Source organism: Ignavibacteriota bacterium, from assembly GCA_019637995.1.
Taxonomy (GTDB): Bacteria; Bacteroidota; Ignavibacteria; order Kapaibacteriales; family UBA2268; genus JANJTB01.
In genome coordinates this window covers 416,122-432,456 of the sequence record JAHBUQ010000003.1, presented here as the reverse complement: position 1 = coordinate 432,456, position 16,335 = coordinate 416,122, and the positions used below count along the sequence as shown (strand labels likewise).

Genomic DNA, 16,335 nt, shown 5'->3' with positions numbered 1-16,335 from the left:
CAATAAAAATGACTGGTAGCTTTGAAGATGAGGAAATGCTTGAAATCCTCGAAAGTTATTTAATAGAAACAGGCGAAATTTTAGAAATTTTAACTTCAAGCTTAATTGAGCTTGAAAACAGTCCTGATAACAGCGACCTGGTTAATAAGATTTTCAGATATTTTCATACTATAAAAGGAACTTCTTCTTTTATGGGGTTTGACGATATTGCGAAACTTACTCACAGTGCTGAAGATTTACTTAATAAAGCAAGACGCGGTGAACTTTCTGTTACTCAGGAAATTCTTGATGTACTAATGGATTCGCGTGACAGGCTTGACCTGATGGTAGCAGGTATAACCAATCCTGGTGATAAGATTACTTACGATGATTTGGTCTCAAGAATTCTGGCAATTCAGGATGTCGAATCAGCTGAAACAAACATATCAAAATCAACTTCAAAATCTGCCGGCATAGTGATAGATTCCGACGAATCTGCACTTGAGAAAGTATTTGAGAGTTCTGATTTATTCCAAGGTTCGGGCGAATTCTCAGATGAAGAGCTTGCTCTGCTTGAAAAAGCTTTTGCTGAAGTGAATAACTCATTCCAGTCGCCGGATTTATCTGAACAATCTGCTCAACATGAGAAAAAAGAGCCGGAAACAGATAAAGTGCAGATCAATATAATTGAAGATTCAAAACCTGTTTCTAAAGCAGAAACTCCTTTGCCGGAAATTGAAAAAGAATTTCCTGCAAGTCCACCAAAAGCAGAAGTTTCAACTGTTAATAATGCAGCTAAAGCACTCGCTTCAAAGCCAGCCAGCCAGACCGAAACTATCAGAATCGACATAAACAGGGTTGAGTCACTGATGGACTTATCGGGTGAACTCGTACTAGGAAGAAATAGATTGACTCAGATTACAAACAAAATTGTAGCGGGCGGTAATATAAAAGAACTTATTCATGAACTTGTCGAAACAACCAATCAAATTGATCTTATTACTTCCGAAGTTCAGACATCCGCTATGAAAATGCGTATGGTTCCAATCGGCAGACTATTCCAAAAAGCACCCAAAATTATCCGTGATTTATCCAAAGAATTCGGCAAAAAAATCAAACTTACTCTTGAAGGTGAAGATACTGAAGTTGACAGAGGTATCATAGAAGAACTGAATGACCCTCTTGTGCACATGCTCCGAAATTCTTGTGACCATGGTATTGAGACAGCTGAGGAAAGAAGAGTCTCAGGAAAAAACCCGGAAGGTCAGATACAACTTATTGCATATCATGAAGGAAATCATATAATTCTCAAAATTATTGATGATGGAAAAGGAATTGACCCTGAAAAGATTTTGAGCAAGGCAATAGAAAAGGGCTTTGTTAATCAAGACCAGTTGAAACAGTTAAGTAATTGGGAAATCCTACAACTTATTTTTAAGCCGGGTTTCAGCACTGCTAAAAATGTTACCGCCGTCTCCGGTAGAGGCGTAGGTATGGACGTTGTTAAAACCAATATCAATAAATTAAAAGGTATTATTGAAATTGATTCAACACCTGGAATTGGAAGCACTTTTACAGTAAAACTCCCGCTGACATTGGCTATTATTCAGGGATTACTGATTAAATCCAACAATAGTATTTATGCATTACCACTGAGCTCGGTTGTTGAAGTTGTTTCATTTGACGAAGAAACTGTTCACTATGTAAATTCCGGTAAGGTTATAAGAATTCGCGACGAGGTTATACCTCTAATGTTCTTAGAAGATATTACAGGTGATAATGTAATTGAAAATAAAGGCTCAAGGTATGTTGTTAATCTTGCTATTGGTATAGAGCGTGTGGGTCTTGTTGTTGACGAATTATTGGGTCAGCAGGAAATCGTAATAAAATCTCTTGGTAACTATCTCGTTAATATTGAAGGTATTGCCGGCTCTACCATAATTGGTGACGGTAGAGTTATTATGATTTTGGATACTCAAGGCATTATTAAGCAATATAAAAAATTAAGAAGCTAGAAATATGGCAGAACCTAAAAAAGTAAAGATTGATGATGGTGAAGGAGGCATTGAATACTATGGATTCGATGACTCTGACCTTTTTCCAGGTGCAACGGAAAAGGCAGATAAACCGATAAATCTGTCTTCCGAATCGGCAAATGAAAATGATAATCAAGAATCTAATCCTGATAATACTTCAAAAGCTGAACCTGAATTAATTGAGCCACTCATTTCTGAGAATGAATTAGCAGAAATCATTAAATCTGATCCTAATATTTCATTAAAAAAGGGAGGACAACAAAAAAAAGAGAGCAATCTGATTAAGCAGGAGGAAATCAAAAAAAAACAAGTTTTATCCGCAGCGGATTTTCAAAGAGAAATCGAAAAAACTGTTCAAAAAAAGAGTATTAACTGGTCTGAGATTTCCGGTGATTATGAGGATAACGACTTCCTTGAAGATGAATTTTTGGACTTTATTGAATTTCCCTTAATCAGCGGTGAAGAACAAAAAATATCCGGAAAAACACTAATTACTTCAGACTTAATTAACTCATCTTCAAGAAGGATAGAAATAGTTGATGAGCCTGATGCAGATGAGCACTTACATACATCAATAGAAATCAGTCGTACGGACAGTGGCGATATTGAAAGTATCGCCGTTTACTGCAAATGCGGAGAAGTTACACAGATAAGATTCAATTATCAGGAAGATTCCGGTAAAGATTCGATTGAGTATATCAAAACCCAAACCGGTATTGAACCACTCCATGTTGATAAAATCAAAATCAACACCCCCAAAAAGTAAGATGCTTTTTTTTTTGATTGAATTATTCCACTAATTTAATTGGAAATTTACCATAAAATGTAGTTCCAAAATCACGACTTGTATCAAAACCTACTTTACCTTTGAGATATTTCTCGCCTAAAAGTTTTATACTGTATGTGCCTAATCCGCGTCCTGCACCTTTTGTAGAGAATGATCTTTGAAAAATTTGCAATTGTATCTCTCGAGACATAAACTTTTGGTTATGAATACTAAATTTTATGTATTCACCTTCTATTTCAGACTTAATAGTCACGACCTGATTTTCCTCAGATGCCTCAAGTGCATTCTTTGTCATGTTGCTTAGTACACGAACCAGCAATGGTTCATCAGATTCGAAATTAGAATATTCGCTTTTAGGGTCAATTTCAATTGTCTTATTCATGGCAATATCATGACTGCTATAAATGCCCTTAATCAGCTCAAGAATGTATTTAGAATTAAGTTTAACAATATGCAATTTTAAGTCGTTATTCTCAGCATTAGCAAGGTCTCTCTGTGCCTGAATTTCATTGATTAAATGCTTACTTGAATCATACAAAATATCTTTAAAATCATTGACTTCTTCCGGAAAATCATGAATTAGTGAACTTATGCCTTTTATCCCACCGGCTGTGTTTAGTACATCATGAAAAAAGATTGTTTCTAATGCACGCCTTCTTTTTTCATCACTGATATCCGCAATGGAAAAAAGTATAAATTTTTCTCCAGCAATTTCATACGGATTGCTCCATACACGGAAGTCATAATCTTTATCATTACTATCTGTACTTATTCTGCATTCCCGAATATCAGATTTATTTTTAAGGCTTGTTTGAATAGCATTTACAGCTCCACAATGTTGGCAGGCTTCAGCTGTACCACAACCTCCGGGCATTTCTTTTGCATGGGTACAACTCAATACTTCTCCGAATCTCATACCAAGAATATTTTCGATCTGAGAGACGTCCAAAGCTTCAAGAGCTATCTTATTAGCATAAATTATCTGTCTTTGTTCATTCAAAATAAAATATGCATTCGGGATAGTATCGAGAAAGAATTTTATTTGCGGAAGCGTTTCCAAAACTTTATTTTGTTTTTTAACATCATTAATCTTAAGCTTCTCTGCCGGGGCATAATATGTTTTTATCTGATTTACCATAATTCTAAATTTATTTTATTAAATTATAATACAAGTTACACGTCAAAAAAAACATATTATTTTTAAATCTATTTACTAATTATTTATATTGGAGTTTAAAATATGAATGAGAACATTAAAATTGCATTAATCGGCTATGGCAATATGGGTAAGGAAATAAAAAAAATTGCTCTATCACAAAATATTGAAGTAACAGATATTTTTGATGAATATACTCTACCTGCACACAAGGAAGATTATAAATTTGATGTGGCAATTGATTTTTCTGTACCACCTGCTGTTATTGATAATGCGAAAGTTATTGCAGAAAGTGGAAAAAATCTTGTCATTGGAACTACCGGCTGGTACAAAAATGCCGATATTATCAGAGAGATCGCTTTGAAGAACAATACAGGAATTGTCTGGGGTGCTAATTTTTCTGTTGGTATGCAAATATTTTTCAAAATTGCAGAATTAGGTGCAAAACTTATTAATGATACCGGTGATTATGATGTATTTATGCACGAAATTCATCATAGTCGCAAAAAAGACAGCCCTTCAGGAACGGCAGTGACTCTTGCTGAAAAATTATTGACTATAATTGACAGCAAAAAGGAAATTCTGACAGAAACTGCTAATTTTGATATTCTGCAGGAGCAACTTCACGTTACTTCGACTCGTGGCGGGGAAGTTCCAGGCACTCATACGGTTTATTTTGATTCTTTAGCTGATACTATTGAGCTTACCCACAGAGCAAGAAACCGAAGTGGATTTGCTTCGGGAGCAATCACAGCCGCAAAATTGATTAAGAATAAAAAGGGTTTTTACAGCTTCGAGCAACTGCTTGATGAATTGTGGAAATAAGAATCAATTCATTTCGACAATTGGCTGTCTCCTAAACACGATTTTGTAGGCAGCCTCTTAAAATAATTGGATAGTTACAAAAAGATTCAACTTTATATTACAATAGAAAGCCCTCTAAATCAGCTTTCCAATGCGGTAATTCACCAATTAATGATGATATTCTGCCGTTAAACATAGCGGAATTCAGTGGTCTTTTTGCCGGCAAATTAAAATAGTCAATGTCCACAGGATTAAGCTTAACATCAATCCCTTTCAGCCTGACAATTTCCCTCGCCCATTCAAGTCTGGAAGCAGAGCCTGAGGAAGTAAGATGATAAAGCCCTGCAAGATTCTTTTTCAAAGCTTTAAGTGTTGCATCAACAATTAAGTTGACAGAAGTAGGAACAGAATATTCATTTTGCGAAATATTCAACTCCTGATTATTTTCAGCCCATTGTGACAATTTATGAATAAAATTCTGCTGCCCCTTGCCATAAACCCAGCTCAATCTGAGAATTAAATAATCATCGAGCACATCCATCACTGCTTCTTCGCCACGCAGCTTGCTCATTCCGTAGTGATTAATAGGATTGACATCATCAGTTTCAGAATATGGTTCATCCTGAGTGCCATCAAAAACATAGTCTGTGCTGTAATGTACTAAATAAGTCCTCAATTCACGTGCAGCGATAGCAATATTACGAGCACCTGCTTGATTTATTTGGTATGCTAATTTATAATCTTTTTCAGCTTCATCAACCAAGTTGTAAGCAGCACAGTTGATAATAAATTTCGGTTTGTCTTTCTTGACAACTTTAAATACTTCATTAATATCAGTGATATCACAATTATCAATATCATAGGAAGAAAATTTAGCGCCAAAGCTAATAAATTTGTTAACAAACTTCCTTCCTAATTGTCCTTTTCCGCCAAAAATAACATAACTCATTTTTTATAAACCGATTTCCAATAAGTTCTTAAATAATCTAATTTTTTTTCTGCCCACGAAATATTTTCAAGATACCATTCAACTGTAAGTTTCATACCTGTCTCGAAATCAAATTTTGGAGTCCAACCAAGCTCATTTGTTATTTTATCATAGTTTAAAGAGTATCTGAAGTCATGACCCGGGCGGTCTTGAACATACTCAATCATATCATCGGATTTACCGAGAAGACTTAGTATTTTTGAAACTACTTCAATATTTCTTCTTTCTTGCCTGCTACCAATATTATATATACTTCCGGGTTCTGCTTTTTCTAATAATGTTATTGCAGCTTGTGCACAGTCAGAAACGTATAACCACTCCCTTATATTGAGTCCTTTTCCGTAAACCGGAATTTTTTCATTATGGAGTGCTTTTAAAATGACGACAGGAACTAATTTTTCGGGAAATTGCCACGGACCATAATTATTGGATGGTCTTGCCGTGATTACAGGAGTTCCGAATGTTCTGTAGTAAGCCCTTCCCAGCATATCAGCACTAGTTTTACTCACAGAATAAGGTGAATTCGGCTCAAGAGGAGTATCTTCATAAAAAGAGCCTGTTTCGCCAAGTTCTCCATAGACTTCATCAGTTGCAATATTTATAAATTTTTCTATTCCATATTTTTTTGCACATTCTAAAAGTGAATGTGTACCGATGACATTTGTTTTCATGAATGGAGAAGAATCAATAATACTGCGGTCAACATGGGTTTCTGCTGCCCAGTGTACCACGGCATCAGGCTTTTCTGCATAAAAGATTTTATCCATAGCTGAAAAGTCTGAAATGTCCTGCTGAAAAAATTTATAATTGCTCTCAATTTCTTTTAATCTGTCTGTATCGCCGGCATAAGTAATTGAGTCAACAACAATTACATCATAACCTTTTGAAACAGCCTGTCTGACAAATTCGCTGCCTATAAATCCTGCTGTACCTGTTGTAAGTAATTTCATATTAATTAAATTCCCTTAAAATTTTCAGACAATAATTCTTATAGTCACAATTTGGTAAATTATTGACAGAATTCTCATATTGATTGATGGAGATAAAATTCATTAGCAAAGCAATTTCTTCGAGGCAGGCAATTTTTAGCCCTTGCCTTTTTTCAATAGCTTGTATGAAATTAGCAGCATCGAGAAGTGCTTCAGGAGTACCTGTATCAAGCCATGCAACTCCGCGCCCAATTTGCTGGACATTTAATTTGCTTTGAGAAAGATATATTTTCTGCAGGTCGGTAATTTCATATTCTCCTCTTGCACTCGGCTGAAGGGTTTTGGAATACTCCGAAACATTAGAATCAAAAATATACAGACCGGGAATTGCGAAATTCGATTTTGGCAGCTTTGGCTTTTCTTCGATACTCAGAACTTTATTATTCTTGTCAAATTCGACCACACCATAAGCATCAGGATTTTCTACTTTGTATGCAAACACAGTCCCACCCTGATTTTGGCTAATACCATTTCTCAGAAAATCAAGTTTCCCATAAAAAAGGTTGTCACCTAAAATAAGGCAGGATTGATGACCTGCAATAAACTCTTCTCCAAGGACAAAAGCCTGCGGCAAACCAGCCGGAACTTCCTGAACGGCATATTGCAAATTAATGCCCCATGCAGACCCTTCACCGAGAAGTTTTTGGTAATTTGGAGTATCCTGTGGTGTAGAAATTATAAGAATGTCCTTGATACCACCAAGCATCAATGTGGAAAGCGGGTAATAAATCATAGGTTTATCATAAACAGGCTGAAGCTGCTTACTGATTACATGAGTCATAGGATAAAGTCTTGTACCTTTTCCTCCTGCGAGAATTATACCTTTTGTTTGCATAGCTTAATACTCATATTTTAAATAAATCTGATTCAGGAAGTTTTGACCATGACTCAATAGTATGAGCATCACGGTCCTTATCCTTAATAATTAATTTACCGCTGTTGACTGTTCTGTGGATTAATTCCATAATTTCTGAGTCGCACTTACTCCAGTCAATATCACCGGCAAGCGGAGAAATTCCTGTTTCACATTCCGGATTCCAGAATCCGGTACAATAATATTCTATCAAAGTATTTTCAGGAAGGAAAACTCCATGAGCAATTCCGACGGGAGCATAAACCCACTCTCCAAAATGATTATCAACCGAGCTTGTTGAATCATATCCGATAATATTTCCAAAAGTAGGCGAATCCTTACGAACGTCAAGCAGTAAGTCAATCATTCTTCCGCTTATGCAGCGAACAAGTTTTGCCATGAATGGATTCCATTGAAAGTGCATTCCGCGTATTGTTCCGGCTTTGGAATAAGATTCATTCATCTGTGTAAAATGCATATCTCTCAGAATTTCGGTTTCTGGATGAATATCTAAATCCTGTTTGCGGTAAGATTCGGCAAAAAAGCCTCTTTCGTCTGCAAACCGTTGATATTTTATAACTTTACAGCCTTCAATAGCCAGGCTTTTTACTTCGGTAATTTTCATTTCAATCCAAAATAATTTTCAATTTCATCTACTACACGCTCTGCAGTTTTTCCATCCCAGTATTTAGGAATTTTTGATTCTTTCCAATTTCCTGAGAATGCTTTATTAGCAAAAAAGAGCAATTTTTCCATATCAAATCCGACTATTTCATTGGAGCCTTCCCATATGGTAACCGGTCTTTCAGTGTTCTCACGTACAGTTATACAAGGTATTTTAAGTGCTGTTGTTTCTTCCTGAACTCCTCCGCTGTCGGTAATAACAAATTTGGAATTTGACATTAATTTTTGAAAATCCAAATATCCAAGTGGCTCTGTGAGAATTAAATCCGGTGAATTTTCCACTAAATCATTAAGACCGTAATGCGTTATATTTTTTCTTGTTCTTGGATGAATTGGAAATACAATTTTAATATCTTTTTGAATTGTTGAAAGTGTTTCCAAAACCGATTTCAAATTCACTTCATCATCAACAGTTGAGGGTCTGTGAAGTGTAACAGCAACATAATCTTTAGGTGAAATACCAAGAGAATTTAAAATTTCAGAATGTTGAGATTTTGGTAAAAAGTGCATTAATGTATCAATCATAATATTGCCAACAAGGTGCACTTTATCAGGCGAAATGCCCTCCTTCATCAGGTTTTCAGTGCCATCATCCGATGGAGTAAGCAGTAGGTCAGCCAAAGCATCAGTTACAATACGATTGATTTCTTCCGGCATACGTCTGTCGTAACTGCGAAGTCCTGCTTCCATGTGAATTATCTTAATACCAAGTTTTGCAGCTACTATTGAGCAAGCCATAGTAGAATTCACATCTCCGACTACAAGAATAGCATTGGGTTTGAGCTCCTGGCAAACATCATCGAACCTTTCCATGATTTTGGCAACCTGCTTTGCCTGGGAATCTGAGCCTACTTCAAGATTGACAAATGGTTTAGGAATTTCAAGTTCTTCAAAAAAAAGCTTCGACATTTTTTCATCATAATGCTGACCGGTATGAATTAATACAGGTTCAATCAAACTGCTTTTTTCCATAGCCGACATAAGAGGTGCGATTTTCATAAAATTAGGTCTTGCACCGACAATATTTAATATTTTATACATCAACAATCCAAATTATTTTTTAATTTTGAAAGGCTTTTTTCCATATCAGGACCTAAAAATCCATCAATGAATAAACCAAAAATACGATTAACTGGATTCCATCCATTTTCGCCGTAATCTATCCAGACAACTTTTGTTGAATCGTCTTTACCTGTTGTTAGAGAAATTTTTCCGTTTTTTGATACCGCATCATTTTGAAAACTGATTTTAAACTCAATTATTTCATTTTCAGTTAAATTTGTATATTGAAAAACTCCCTGACCCATCAAATCACCATTCCATTCGACTGAGCTTTGAACTTCAGCAGAATCTTGTGCGAATTTGTAAACCAGAGTAGAATCAAGTTCTTTGGTAATATAAAACCAATTATCAAGATTATCAATATTGATAAGATATTGATATAGTGCATCTTTCGAACAACTGAACTTTTCAGTTCTTTCAATTTCATATTTGGACGGTAAAAATATTGAAACCAAAAACATCAATATCAGACCACCAAAAAATACAAGCAAAATTTTCTTAATAATTTTCATTTTAGATATTTGTTAAAAACAAATATGCAAGATAACAACATCTTATGAAATATTGCGTCATTTTTTGTAAATTTATACATTCTAAGAGTATTTTTTATGAAATTGAGAATTTTGATTCTAATTATATTATCGCTGTCATTCAATATTACCATATCAAATTCACAAAATGTCAACGATCAAAGGTTTAGATTGGCTGAAAGTTTCGAGGCAAATGGTGATTATGAGAGTGCTTTGAGAATATATTCGGAATTAATCGAATCTGAGCCAAAATCAGATTTATATTTTGAAGGATATGTTCGGTCAATGAAAGCACTAAGCAAATACTCGGAATTATTAAAGAAAGTCAGCGAGAGACTTCCCGGACAGGAAACTATCGAAATGATTGATTTGTATGCAGAGCTTAACTGGCGTACCGGAAATACCGACGAAGCAAATAAAGCTTGGAATAAAGTCCTTAAACAGTTCTCTAAAACACAGAAAGTGTATATGCACGTTTCTCAAACTCATATAAATCTTAGATTATTCGAAAAAGCAATTGCCACACTTTTGCAAGGAAGGAAAGACTTTGGTGAGCCAAGACTTTTCAATGACCCTCTTACTAAACTTTATATCGCTGCCGGTGATTATAAAAATGGTACAAAAGAAATTATCACAATGCTTAGCCATGATTATAATCTGCCGCAAGCACAGGGAAGGCTTTTTGCTCTGATGATAAATGAAGATGCGAAACAATTCATAGGAAATGAACTCAAAAATATTTCAAATAAGGAAAAAACTAATATCGTTTATCAAGAGGTCTATTCCTGGTATCTTCGTACAACAGGCAATAGCATGGAAGCTCTTGAACTTGTTATCCGAATTGATGAAATGAAAAATACTCAGGGGCTTGAGATAATAAATTTTGCAACTACAGCCAGCCGCGATGGAGATTATGAAACTGCTTTGAAAGCATACAGGTTGATTATCGAAAAAGGAAAAAAGAATCCTTATGCTTCATCAGCACTTTTTGGATTTACACGTGCACTTGAGCAAAGAATGGAATCTGATAAAAAAAATATTTCAAAATCTACTGCCAATGAAATAATTGACTCATACAAAAAAATTATCAGCGAGTTTCCACGCTCAGGAAATTCAGCTGACAGCCGAATAAGACTTGCTGCTATTTATTCGGAAATATTGAATGATAACAAAAAAGCTATGGCTGAATTAGAACAATTAATCAAAGAATTTCCTACTACACAATATGCTGTTTCAGCAAATATCCAACTCGGAATGATTCATATAAAGAACGATAATCTGAAAGATGCAGATGAGGCATTCAACAAAGTAAAAAATCTGCACAGATATGCTACTTCTGAACAAAAAGATTTTGCTCTGTATCACAATGCGCTCATTACATATTTCAATGGGGATATCGAAAATGCAGTTAAAGCCTTCAATATTCTGGCTGTGAATTCTGATTCCGATATTGCAAACGATGTCTTGAGGAAACTTTTTATAATAAATTCAAATGAGCAATTAGTTGCCGGACTTGAACTTTTTGCAAAAGCAGAACTTAGGGAATATCAATCCAAATTAGATGAAGCAGTCAAGATATTTACTCAGGTAAGCGAGACTGCTTCAAGCTCTATGCTTGGTGAAACTGCCCTCACTAAAATTGCTGAAATACATTTTAAAAGTTCCGATTATAAGCAATGCCTTGAAACTATTACAAAATTGAATATTCAATATCCTGATTCAAAGCAAGCAGATAAACGAATTATGCTAACAGCTGACTCATATTATGGAGAGGGAAATTTCGGTGAGGCACTTAAATTTTATACAGAACTTATCACAAAATATCCTGAATCAATTTATCTTCAGGATGCTCGAAAAAAAATAAGAATCATCCGTAAAGACAATATTTAATTATGTCACTAAAAGCATGAGCTTCAATTACTTGATTTTCCTTATCCAAAAAGCTCTTGGTTCGCCTACAAGGTTTTTATAGCCTGTTTTCCTTGCAAATAATGGGAATTTTTCTGAGAATAATTCCTTGTGGTTATATGCCAGATAGTTAGTTGCTCCGATTATTTCCCAGTTATCATTATTTGAAAGGAAAGCTTCCAGCAAATACTGTTCATTCCAGAAACTATGGCGATAAACCCACCCATCAATATAATCTTTTGGCGTAAATATATCGTGAATATGAACAATAACACCCGCACTCAGGTTTGGCAGGATTTCCAGAAATTCGTAAAGCACATCTCCCTGAGGTCTGATTACGTGGGAAGAATCAATGAAAAGCACGTCACCGCTTTGAAGTTCTTTGAAGAAAGCAATTTCAACATCTTCGACTTTCTTTCGGATAATTTCTACATTTTCCAATTCTTCGAGCCAGCCACACTCGTAAGGCTCAATGCAGATATGCCGGCAATTATAATCCGGCTCTTCAGTTTGATTCTTTGCAACTGCATTTCGAACCATCAGTGTCGAAAGCCCGCTGCCAATTTCGAAAATTTGCTTTGGTTTAAGGTATCTAACCAGACTGTAAAGATACTCAGAATCTCCGGTTGAATACCACTCGTTATTGTAATAATATTCATTATGAGCACACTTATCAAATGGAAAACTGAGAAGTTCATTTTGATAACAAAATTTATTGAGAATATCGAGCTGACATAATGTATTAAGATTTATTCCCGGAAGGTCTCTATCATCTCTGAGAGATTTCTTTAAATGTTTTTTGGGATTAATCATAGGCTCGTAATAATGCTCAATGACAGGCAGCATACCTACAGACATCAATATTTTATCACTGACAGAGCCACCTTCAATTACTTTAGACTTAATAAATTTCAACCAAACTGCTGAAATGAATGTGAGCGGGGCTCCAAGAATTAGTAAAATTTTCAGAATAAATCTTTTCATTTGCAAGTATTTTTAATCTAAATTTGATAAAACACAAAAATAGATATTATTTTGTTATAAATCAAATGTTGACTTTATTATTAATATATAGTTTGCGATAGAACCATAAAAAAAAACTTACAAGCAAATTTGGGTACTTGTAAGTCAAAATAATTTTTTGTTGGTGCTGTCTCGCTAGGGTTCGAACCTAGAGTCTTCTGATCCAGAGTCAGACGTGTTGCCAGTTACACTACGAGACAATTTTATTATCAAATTAATAATAATATTCAAAAGTAATAAGAAATTTGCATTCTACAAAATTTATTTTTACTTAAAGAGTCTTTTTTGGTAAGATATTTGCATATACTCGTATGAAATTATTTTTGTAACAATTGGAAATAAAATGGATTTACTTAATATATACAAGCTTATGAAAGAAAATAATATTATATTTTCTTTCAAAGGAGCTATCAGTCAGGAAATTCTGGTTGAGATGGGCAATCAAATGAGAAGTCATTTGAGTGTGAATAAGAAATTCAAGAAGATTTTCTCTGTATTTGTTGAGCTGTCTCAGAATATTATGCACTATTCCGATGAAAGAGAGGTAACAAATGATAGTGATATCGGTATTGGAATAATCATTTTTACAGAAGAAGAATCTTACTATACCGTTACATCGGGAAATTTAGTCTTAAATAGTAAAACTCCGAAATTGACTGAAAAACTTGATTATATTAAGTCTTTGAACGCTGAACAACTGAAGGATCAGTATAATCAACGAATTCGCCAGAACCGCTCTGAAGACAGCAAGGGTGCAGGTCTTGGCTTCATCGAGATAAGCAGAAAATCTGACAATCAAATCTCTTATACATTCGACCCTTTTGATAATCAACATTCTTTTTTTACATACAAAGTAATAATTATTAAGGAATAAAAAATGGAAAATCTATACATATCACCTGATAAAACCACTCCCGAGGTTGACTTCAATTCAGTTACAAATATTTTGAAAATTTCAGGTGAGTCTTTTCCTGAAAATTCATCCGGTTTTTATGACCCTGTATTTAAATGGCTTAGAGAATATACAGCCGGAAAACCGAGTTTTACTTTTGAATTTAAAATGGTATATTTTAACACCAGTTCATCTAAAGCTATTTTGGACTTAATTACAATACTCGAGGAATATCATAATTCAGGAGGCAATGTCAAACTTATCTGGCATTATGAAGAAGATGATGATGATATTATGGAAAGCGGGCAGGAATTTACCGAAAAATTAAATTTGCATTGTGAATTAATACCATATCAAGATTAATTATGGTTGATATAAAAAATTTAGATGAAGCCGAAAAAGTATTTCTTCACGAATTCGAGATTTATAACGAATTCAGCAACTTTATAGATGCTAATCCAATAGAAAAAAATGAAGTTAAAGATTTTGCCAATTCATATTTGAATTTACTCAATCAGGCTGTTAAACTTGTAAAAATATCAGATAATACACAGCTAAAACTGAGAAATGCTCAAGCAATTCTGAAAAAGCAAAATGTCCAGATTGAAGAACAAAATGAAAACCTTACTATAGCAAACGAAAACCAGGAAAGACTTCTTGGCATCATAAACAAGGAATTAGCTAAAGCTGCTAATTACGTTAAGTCAATTCTGCCAAAGCCGCTTAAGGACAGCTCCTCAGAGTTAAAGATTGACTGGAAGTTTATTCCTTCGTCTAAATTAGGTGGGGATTTATTTGGGTATAAAAAATTAGACGGGCATAATATTGCTTTATATTTGCTTGACGTTTGCGGTCATGGTGTGCAGTCAGCTTTATACTCTGTTTCGGTAGTAAATACTATCAACTATTTCAATTTACCAAATACGAATTTCAACAGTCCAAAAAGTGTGTTCAAATCACTTAACAAAATGTTTGATATGAAAAATCATAACAATTTGTTCTTTACTATGTGGTATGGCGTATATAATTGTTCTACTCGCGAGATGGTTTATGCTTCAGCCGGTCATCCACCGGCTATACTGCTGAAGAATGACGGAAGCTCAGAATTACTCGAGTGCGATAATTTGTTTATAGGTGGTTTAGACTTTGAGTTTGTAGAAAAAACTTGCCGATTAGATTCCAGGGACAAACTTTTTCTCTATTCAGACGGTGCCTATGAAATTCCTTTGAATGAAAAGGATTACTGGACTATTGAAGAACTTGCTACCTATCTTTCAGAAAACAATGACGATGATAATATTTTAGACAAATTATATCAGCATATCAACGATATAAGTTTTGAAGATTCGCTTGACGATGACTTTTCAATTATGCGAATTTTGATTAAATAATTCACTTCATATTTTCTAACAAATATCTAAAGTCTTTGCTTGATATTACTTTTGCTTTTGTAAGATGAGTTGAGTTTCTAAGAAGTTGCTTATCATCAGTTATTATATAATCACAATTTGCAGTATTTGCAATTTCGATGATTTTGGAATCCTGACGGTCAGGATTAAATTTTAATGACTTATCATGAACTTCTATTTCCTGAAAATAATTGCTAATTCTTTCTAATAAGTTTTCCTTAAATTCAGGATTTAAATTCAATTTTTTCCGATTAAATATTGTTTTATATTCATGTAAAAGTCTGTTATCAGTATAGACATCAATTTTATGAACAAAAATATAGTTTAGAAAATAATTAACATCCTCATTGCCTAAACAATAGGAAATAAGGATGTTGGTATCAATTACAATTTTCAATTATTTACTCTTGAAATCTTTGATATAATTTTTAGTAAAGTCCGAAAGTACTAACCTTCCGCTAATTTCGGCTTTGCTCTCCAGTAATTTGTCCCAATCTGAAGTGCCTTCCCAGAATATTTTCTTAAGTTCACGGGTTGCATCAGGACTTAAATTGGAAAGCTTGACGGCAAGCTGAGTTACAGCAGTATTCAAGTCATCAATTGTATAAAAAACATTACTATAGAGTCCTTTATTAAGCGCCCATGTCGAATTATACCAATCAGTATCTGTCGAAATCTGAGCAAAAGCAGAGTTACCAATCTTTCTCTCTACAGCAGGACCAACAACAAAAGGACCTATTCCCAAGGCAAATTCACTGAGTTTAATTGATGCATCTTGGTATGCAAAAGTGTAATCAGCTGCTGCTGCCAAGCCTACACCACCACCAACTGCTTTACCCTGAACCCTTGCAATAACAAATTTTGGACATTTTCTGATAGCATTAATTACATTAGCAAAACCCATAAAAAACTTTTTGCCGGTTTCAAAATCAGTTATTTCAACAAGTTCATCAAATGAAGCACCTGCACAGAAAGCTTTCTCGCCATCACTTTTCAGGACTATAACATTAACATCATTATGATTTGATGCTTCACTGATAGTATCAGCTAACTTTCTTAATATATCTCCGGGAAGTGAATTGCTCTTTGGGTGATAAAATGTGATTATTCCTACTTTATCCTGAACACTAAGATTTACATATCCTTCATTCTGCATATTATTTCCTGATTAAAATTATATAAATATTGCTATACGCAGCAAAAAAATAAATATTGAGTATAATTTTGTAATGATT

The 16,335-nt window shown here is 34.4% G+C and carries 17 protein-coding genes and 1 tRNA gene; 7 read left to right on the top strand and 11 right to left on the bottom strand.

Annotated features, from left to right (window positions below):
• Positions 1-8 precede the first annotated feature (8 nt).
• Positions 9-1,994, top strand: a complete 1,986-nt coding sequence (locus KF896_13935; GenBank protein ID MBX3044807.1) for a chemotaxis protein CheA — start codon at positions 9-11, stop codon at positions 1,992-1,994.
• Between the two features lie 4 nt (positions 1,995-1,998).
• A complete protein-coding gene (locus tag KF896_13930) occupies positions 1,999-2,781 on the top strand; it encodes a hypothetical protein (GenBank protein ID MBX3044806.1) in 783 nt (260 codons plus the stop codon).
• 22 nt (positions 2,782-2,803) lie between these two features.
• Here KF896_13930 and KF896_13925 read toward each other — a convergent pair whose 3' ends face one another.
• Positions 2,804-3,940, bottom strand: coding sequence for a PAS domain-containing sensor histidine kinase (locus KF896_13925; GenBank protein ID MBX3044805.1), 1,137 nt, complete (start codon positions 3,938-3,940; stop codon positions 2,804-2,806).
• A 102-nt stretch (positions 3,941-4,042) separates the two neighbouring features.
• Between KF896_13925 and dapB the strand changes: the two genes are divergently transcribed.
• The gene (dapB, locus tag KF896_13920; protein MBX3044804.1) at positions 4,043-4,783 is read left to right on the top strand and encodes a 4-hydroxy-tetrahydrodipicolinate reductase; all 741 of its coding nucleotides are present in this window, start codon (positions 4,043-4,045) and stop codon (positions 4,781-4,783) included.
• A 97-nt stretch (positions 4,784-4,880) separates the two neighbouring features.
• Here the strand turns inward: dapB and rfbD are convergent, their stop codons facing one another.
• From rfbD to KF896_13890, 6 genes are read right to left on the bottom strand one after another with little or no spacing between them, the layout of a single operon-like run.
• Entirely contained in the window at positions 4,881-5,711 is an 831-nt protein-coding gene (gene rfbD, locus KF896_13915) for a dTDP-4-dehydrorhamnose reductase (protein ID MBX3044803.1), read from the bottom strand.
• Entirely contained in the window at positions 5,708-6,700 is a 993-nt protein-coding gene (gene rfbB / locus KF896_13910; protein ID MBX3044802.1) for a dTDP-glucose 4,6-dehydratase, read from the bottom strand. The genes rfbD and rfbB overlap by 4 nt, the downstream gene beginning before the upstream one ends.
• A gap of 1 nt (position 6,701) precedes the next feature.
• On the bottom strand, positions 6,702-7,574 hold the full coding sequence (rfbA, locus tag KF896_13905; protein MBX3044801.1) for a glucose-1-phosphate thymidylyltransferase RfbA: 873 nt from the start codon (positions 7,572-7,574) through the stop codon (positions 6,702-6,704).
• 10 nt (positions 7,575-7,584) lie between these two features.
• On the bottom strand, positions 7,585-8,217 hold the full coding sequence (locus KF896_13900; GenBank protein MBX3044800.1) for a dTDP-4-dehydrorhamnose 3,5-epimerase family protein: 633 nt from the start codon (positions 8,215-8,217) through the stop codon (positions 7,585-7,587).
• Positions 8,214-9,317 (bottom strand): UDP-N-acetylglucosamine 2-epimerase (non-hydrolyzing), encoded by a 1,104-nt coding sequence (gene wecB, locus KF896_13895; GenBank protein MBX3044799.1) that lies wholly within the window; start codon positions 9,315-9,317, stop codon positions 8,214-8,216. Before wecB ends, KF896_13900 begins: the two co-directional genes overlap by 4 nt.
• Complete coding sequence (locus KF896_13890) at positions 9,317-9,850, bottom strand: hypothetical protein (protein ID MBX3044798.1); 534 nt, start codon at positions 9,848-9,850, stop codon at positions 9,317-9,319. The genes wecB and KF896_13890 overlap by 1 nt, the downstream gene beginning before the upstream one ends.
• A gap of 96 nt (positions 9,851-9,946) precedes the next feature.
• Between KF896_13890 and KF896_13885 the strand changes: the two genes are divergently transcribed.
• Positions 9,947-11,758 (top strand): tetratricopeptide repeat protein, encoded by a 1,812-nt coding sequence (locus KF896_13885; protein MBX3044797.1) that lies wholly within the window; start codon positions 9,947-9,949, stop codon positions 11,756-11,758.
• Positions 11,759-11,785: 27 nt separating this feature from the next.
• On the opposite strand, the gene KF896_13880 is transcribed toward KF896_13885, so the two are convergent.
• Together KF896_13880 and KF896_13875 are read right to left on the bottom strand one after the other, a co-directional pair.
• Positions 11,786-12,760: a class I SAM-dependent methyltransferase gene (locus KF896_13880; protein MBX3044796.1), complete on the bottom strand. Its 975-nt coding sequence runs from the start codon at positions 12,758-12,760 to the stop codon at positions 11,786-11,788.
• A gap of 166 nt (positions 12,761-12,926) precedes the next feature.
• Positions 12,927-12,999, bottom strand: a tRNA-Gln gene (locus KF896_13875).
• A gap of 143 nt (positions 13,000-13,142) precedes the next feature.
• Here KF896_13875 and KF896_13870 point away from each other — a divergent pair.
• Genes KF896_13870 through KF896_13860 form a run of 3 tightly spaced genes read left to right on the top strand, consistent with a single transcriptional unit; the run spans position 13,143 to position 15,082 of the window.
• Positions 13,143-13,673: a SiaB family protein kinase gene (locus KF896_13870; GenBank protein ID MBX3044795.1), complete on the top strand. Its 531-nt coding sequence runs from the start codon at positions 13,143-13,145 to the stop codon at positions 13,671-13,673.
• 3 nt (positions 13,674-13,676) lie between these two features.
• Entirely contained in the window at positions 13,677-14,054 is a 378-nt protein-coding gene (locus tag KF896_13865) for a DUF1987 domain-containing protein (GenBank protein ID MBX3044794.1), read from the top strand.
• Positions 14,055-14,056: 2 nt separating this feature from the next.
• The gene (locus KF896_13860; GenBank protein ID MBX3044793.1) at positions 14,057-15,082 is read left to right on the top strand and encodes a serine/threonine-protein phosphatase; all 1,026 of its coding nucleotides are present in this window, start codon (positions 14,057-14,059) and stop codon (positions 15,080-15,082) included.
• A 1-nt stretch (position 15,083) separates the two neighbouring features.
• On the opposite strand, the gene KF896_13855 is transcribed toward KF896_13860, so the two are convergent.
• Positions 15,084-15,497: a putative toxin-antitoxin system toxin component, PIN family gene (locus tag KF896_13855; GenBank protein ID MBX3044792.1), complete on the bottom strand. Its 414-nt coding sequence runs from the start codon at positions 15,495-15,497 to the stop codon at positions 15,084-15,086.
• Positions 15,498-16,256 carry an enoyl-CoA hydratase/isomerase family protein gene (locus tag KF896_13850; protein MBX3044791.1) on the bottom strand — a complete coding sequence of 253 codons (759 nt, stop codon included), beginning with the start codon at positions 16,254-16,256 and terminating at the stop codon, positions 15,498-15,500.
• Positions 16,257-16,335 lie beyond the last annotated feature (79 nt).

Excerpts from the sequence above, each read along its gene's own strand:
- KF896_13935 (MBX3044807.1), top strand. The coding sequence starts at position 9 with ATGACTGGTAGCTTTGAAGATGAGGAAATGCTTGAAATCCTCGAAAGT.
- KF896_13860 (MBX3044793.1), top strand. The coding sequence starts at position 14,057 with ATGGTTGATATAAAAAATTTAGATGAAGCCGAAAAAGTATTTCTTCAC.
- KF896_13900 (MBX3044800.1), bottom strand. The coding sequence starts at position 8,217 with ATGAAAATTACCGAAGTAAAAAGCCTGGCTATTGAAGGCTGTAAAGTT.
- KF896_13885 (MBX3044797.1), top strand. The coding sequence starts at position 9,947 with ATGAAATTGAGAATTTTGATTCTAATTATATTATCGCTGTCATTCAAT.
- KF896_13925 (MBX3044805.1), bottom strand. The coding sequence starts at position 3,940 with ATGGTAAATCAGATAAAAACATATTATGCCCCGGCAGAGAAGCTTAAG.
- KF896_13880 (MBX3044796.1), bottom strand. The coding sequence starts at position 12,760 with ATGAAAAGATTTATTCTGAAAATTTTACTAATTCTTGGAGCCCCGCTC.
- KF896_13850 (MBX3044791.1), bottom strand. The coding sequence starts at position 16,256 with ATGCAGAATGAAGGATATGTAAATCTTAGTGTTCAGGATAAAGTAGGA.
- dapB (MBX3044804.1), top strand. The coding sequence starts at position 4,043 with ATGAATGAGAACATTAAAATTGCATTAATCGGCTATGGCAATATGGGT.
- wecB (MBX3044799.1), bottom strand. The coding sequence starts at position 9,317 with ATGTATAAAATATTAAATATTGTCGGTGCAAGACCTAATTTTATGAAA.
- KF896_13865 (MBX3044794.1), top strand. The coding sequence starts at position 13,677 with ATGGAAAATCTATACATATCACCTGATAAAACCACTCCCGAGGTTGAC.
- rfbD (MBX3044803.1), bottom strand. The coding sequence starts at position 5,711 with ATGAGTTATGTTATTTTTGGCGGAAAAGGACAATTAGGAAGGAAGTTT.
- rfbA (MBX3044801.1), bottom strand. The coding sequence starts at position 7,574 with ATGCAAACAAAAGGTATAATTCTCGCAGGAGGAAAAGGTACAAGACTT.
- KF896_13930 (MBX3044806.1), top strand. The coding sequence starts at position 1,999 with ATGGCAGAACCTAAAAAAGTAAAGATTGATGATGGTGAAGGAGGCATT.
- KF896_13890 (MBX3044798.1), bottom strand. The coding sequence starts at position 9,850 with ATGAAAATTATTAAGAAAATTTTGCTTGTATTTTTTGGTGGTCTGATA.
- rfbB (MBX3044802.1), bottom strand. The coding sequence starts at position 6,700 with ATGAAATTACTTACAACAGGTACAGCAGGATTTATAGGCAGCGAATTT.
- KF896_13870 (MBX3044795.1), top strand. The coding sequence starts at position 13,143 with ATGGATTTACTTAATATATACAAGCTTATGAAAGAAAATAATATTATA.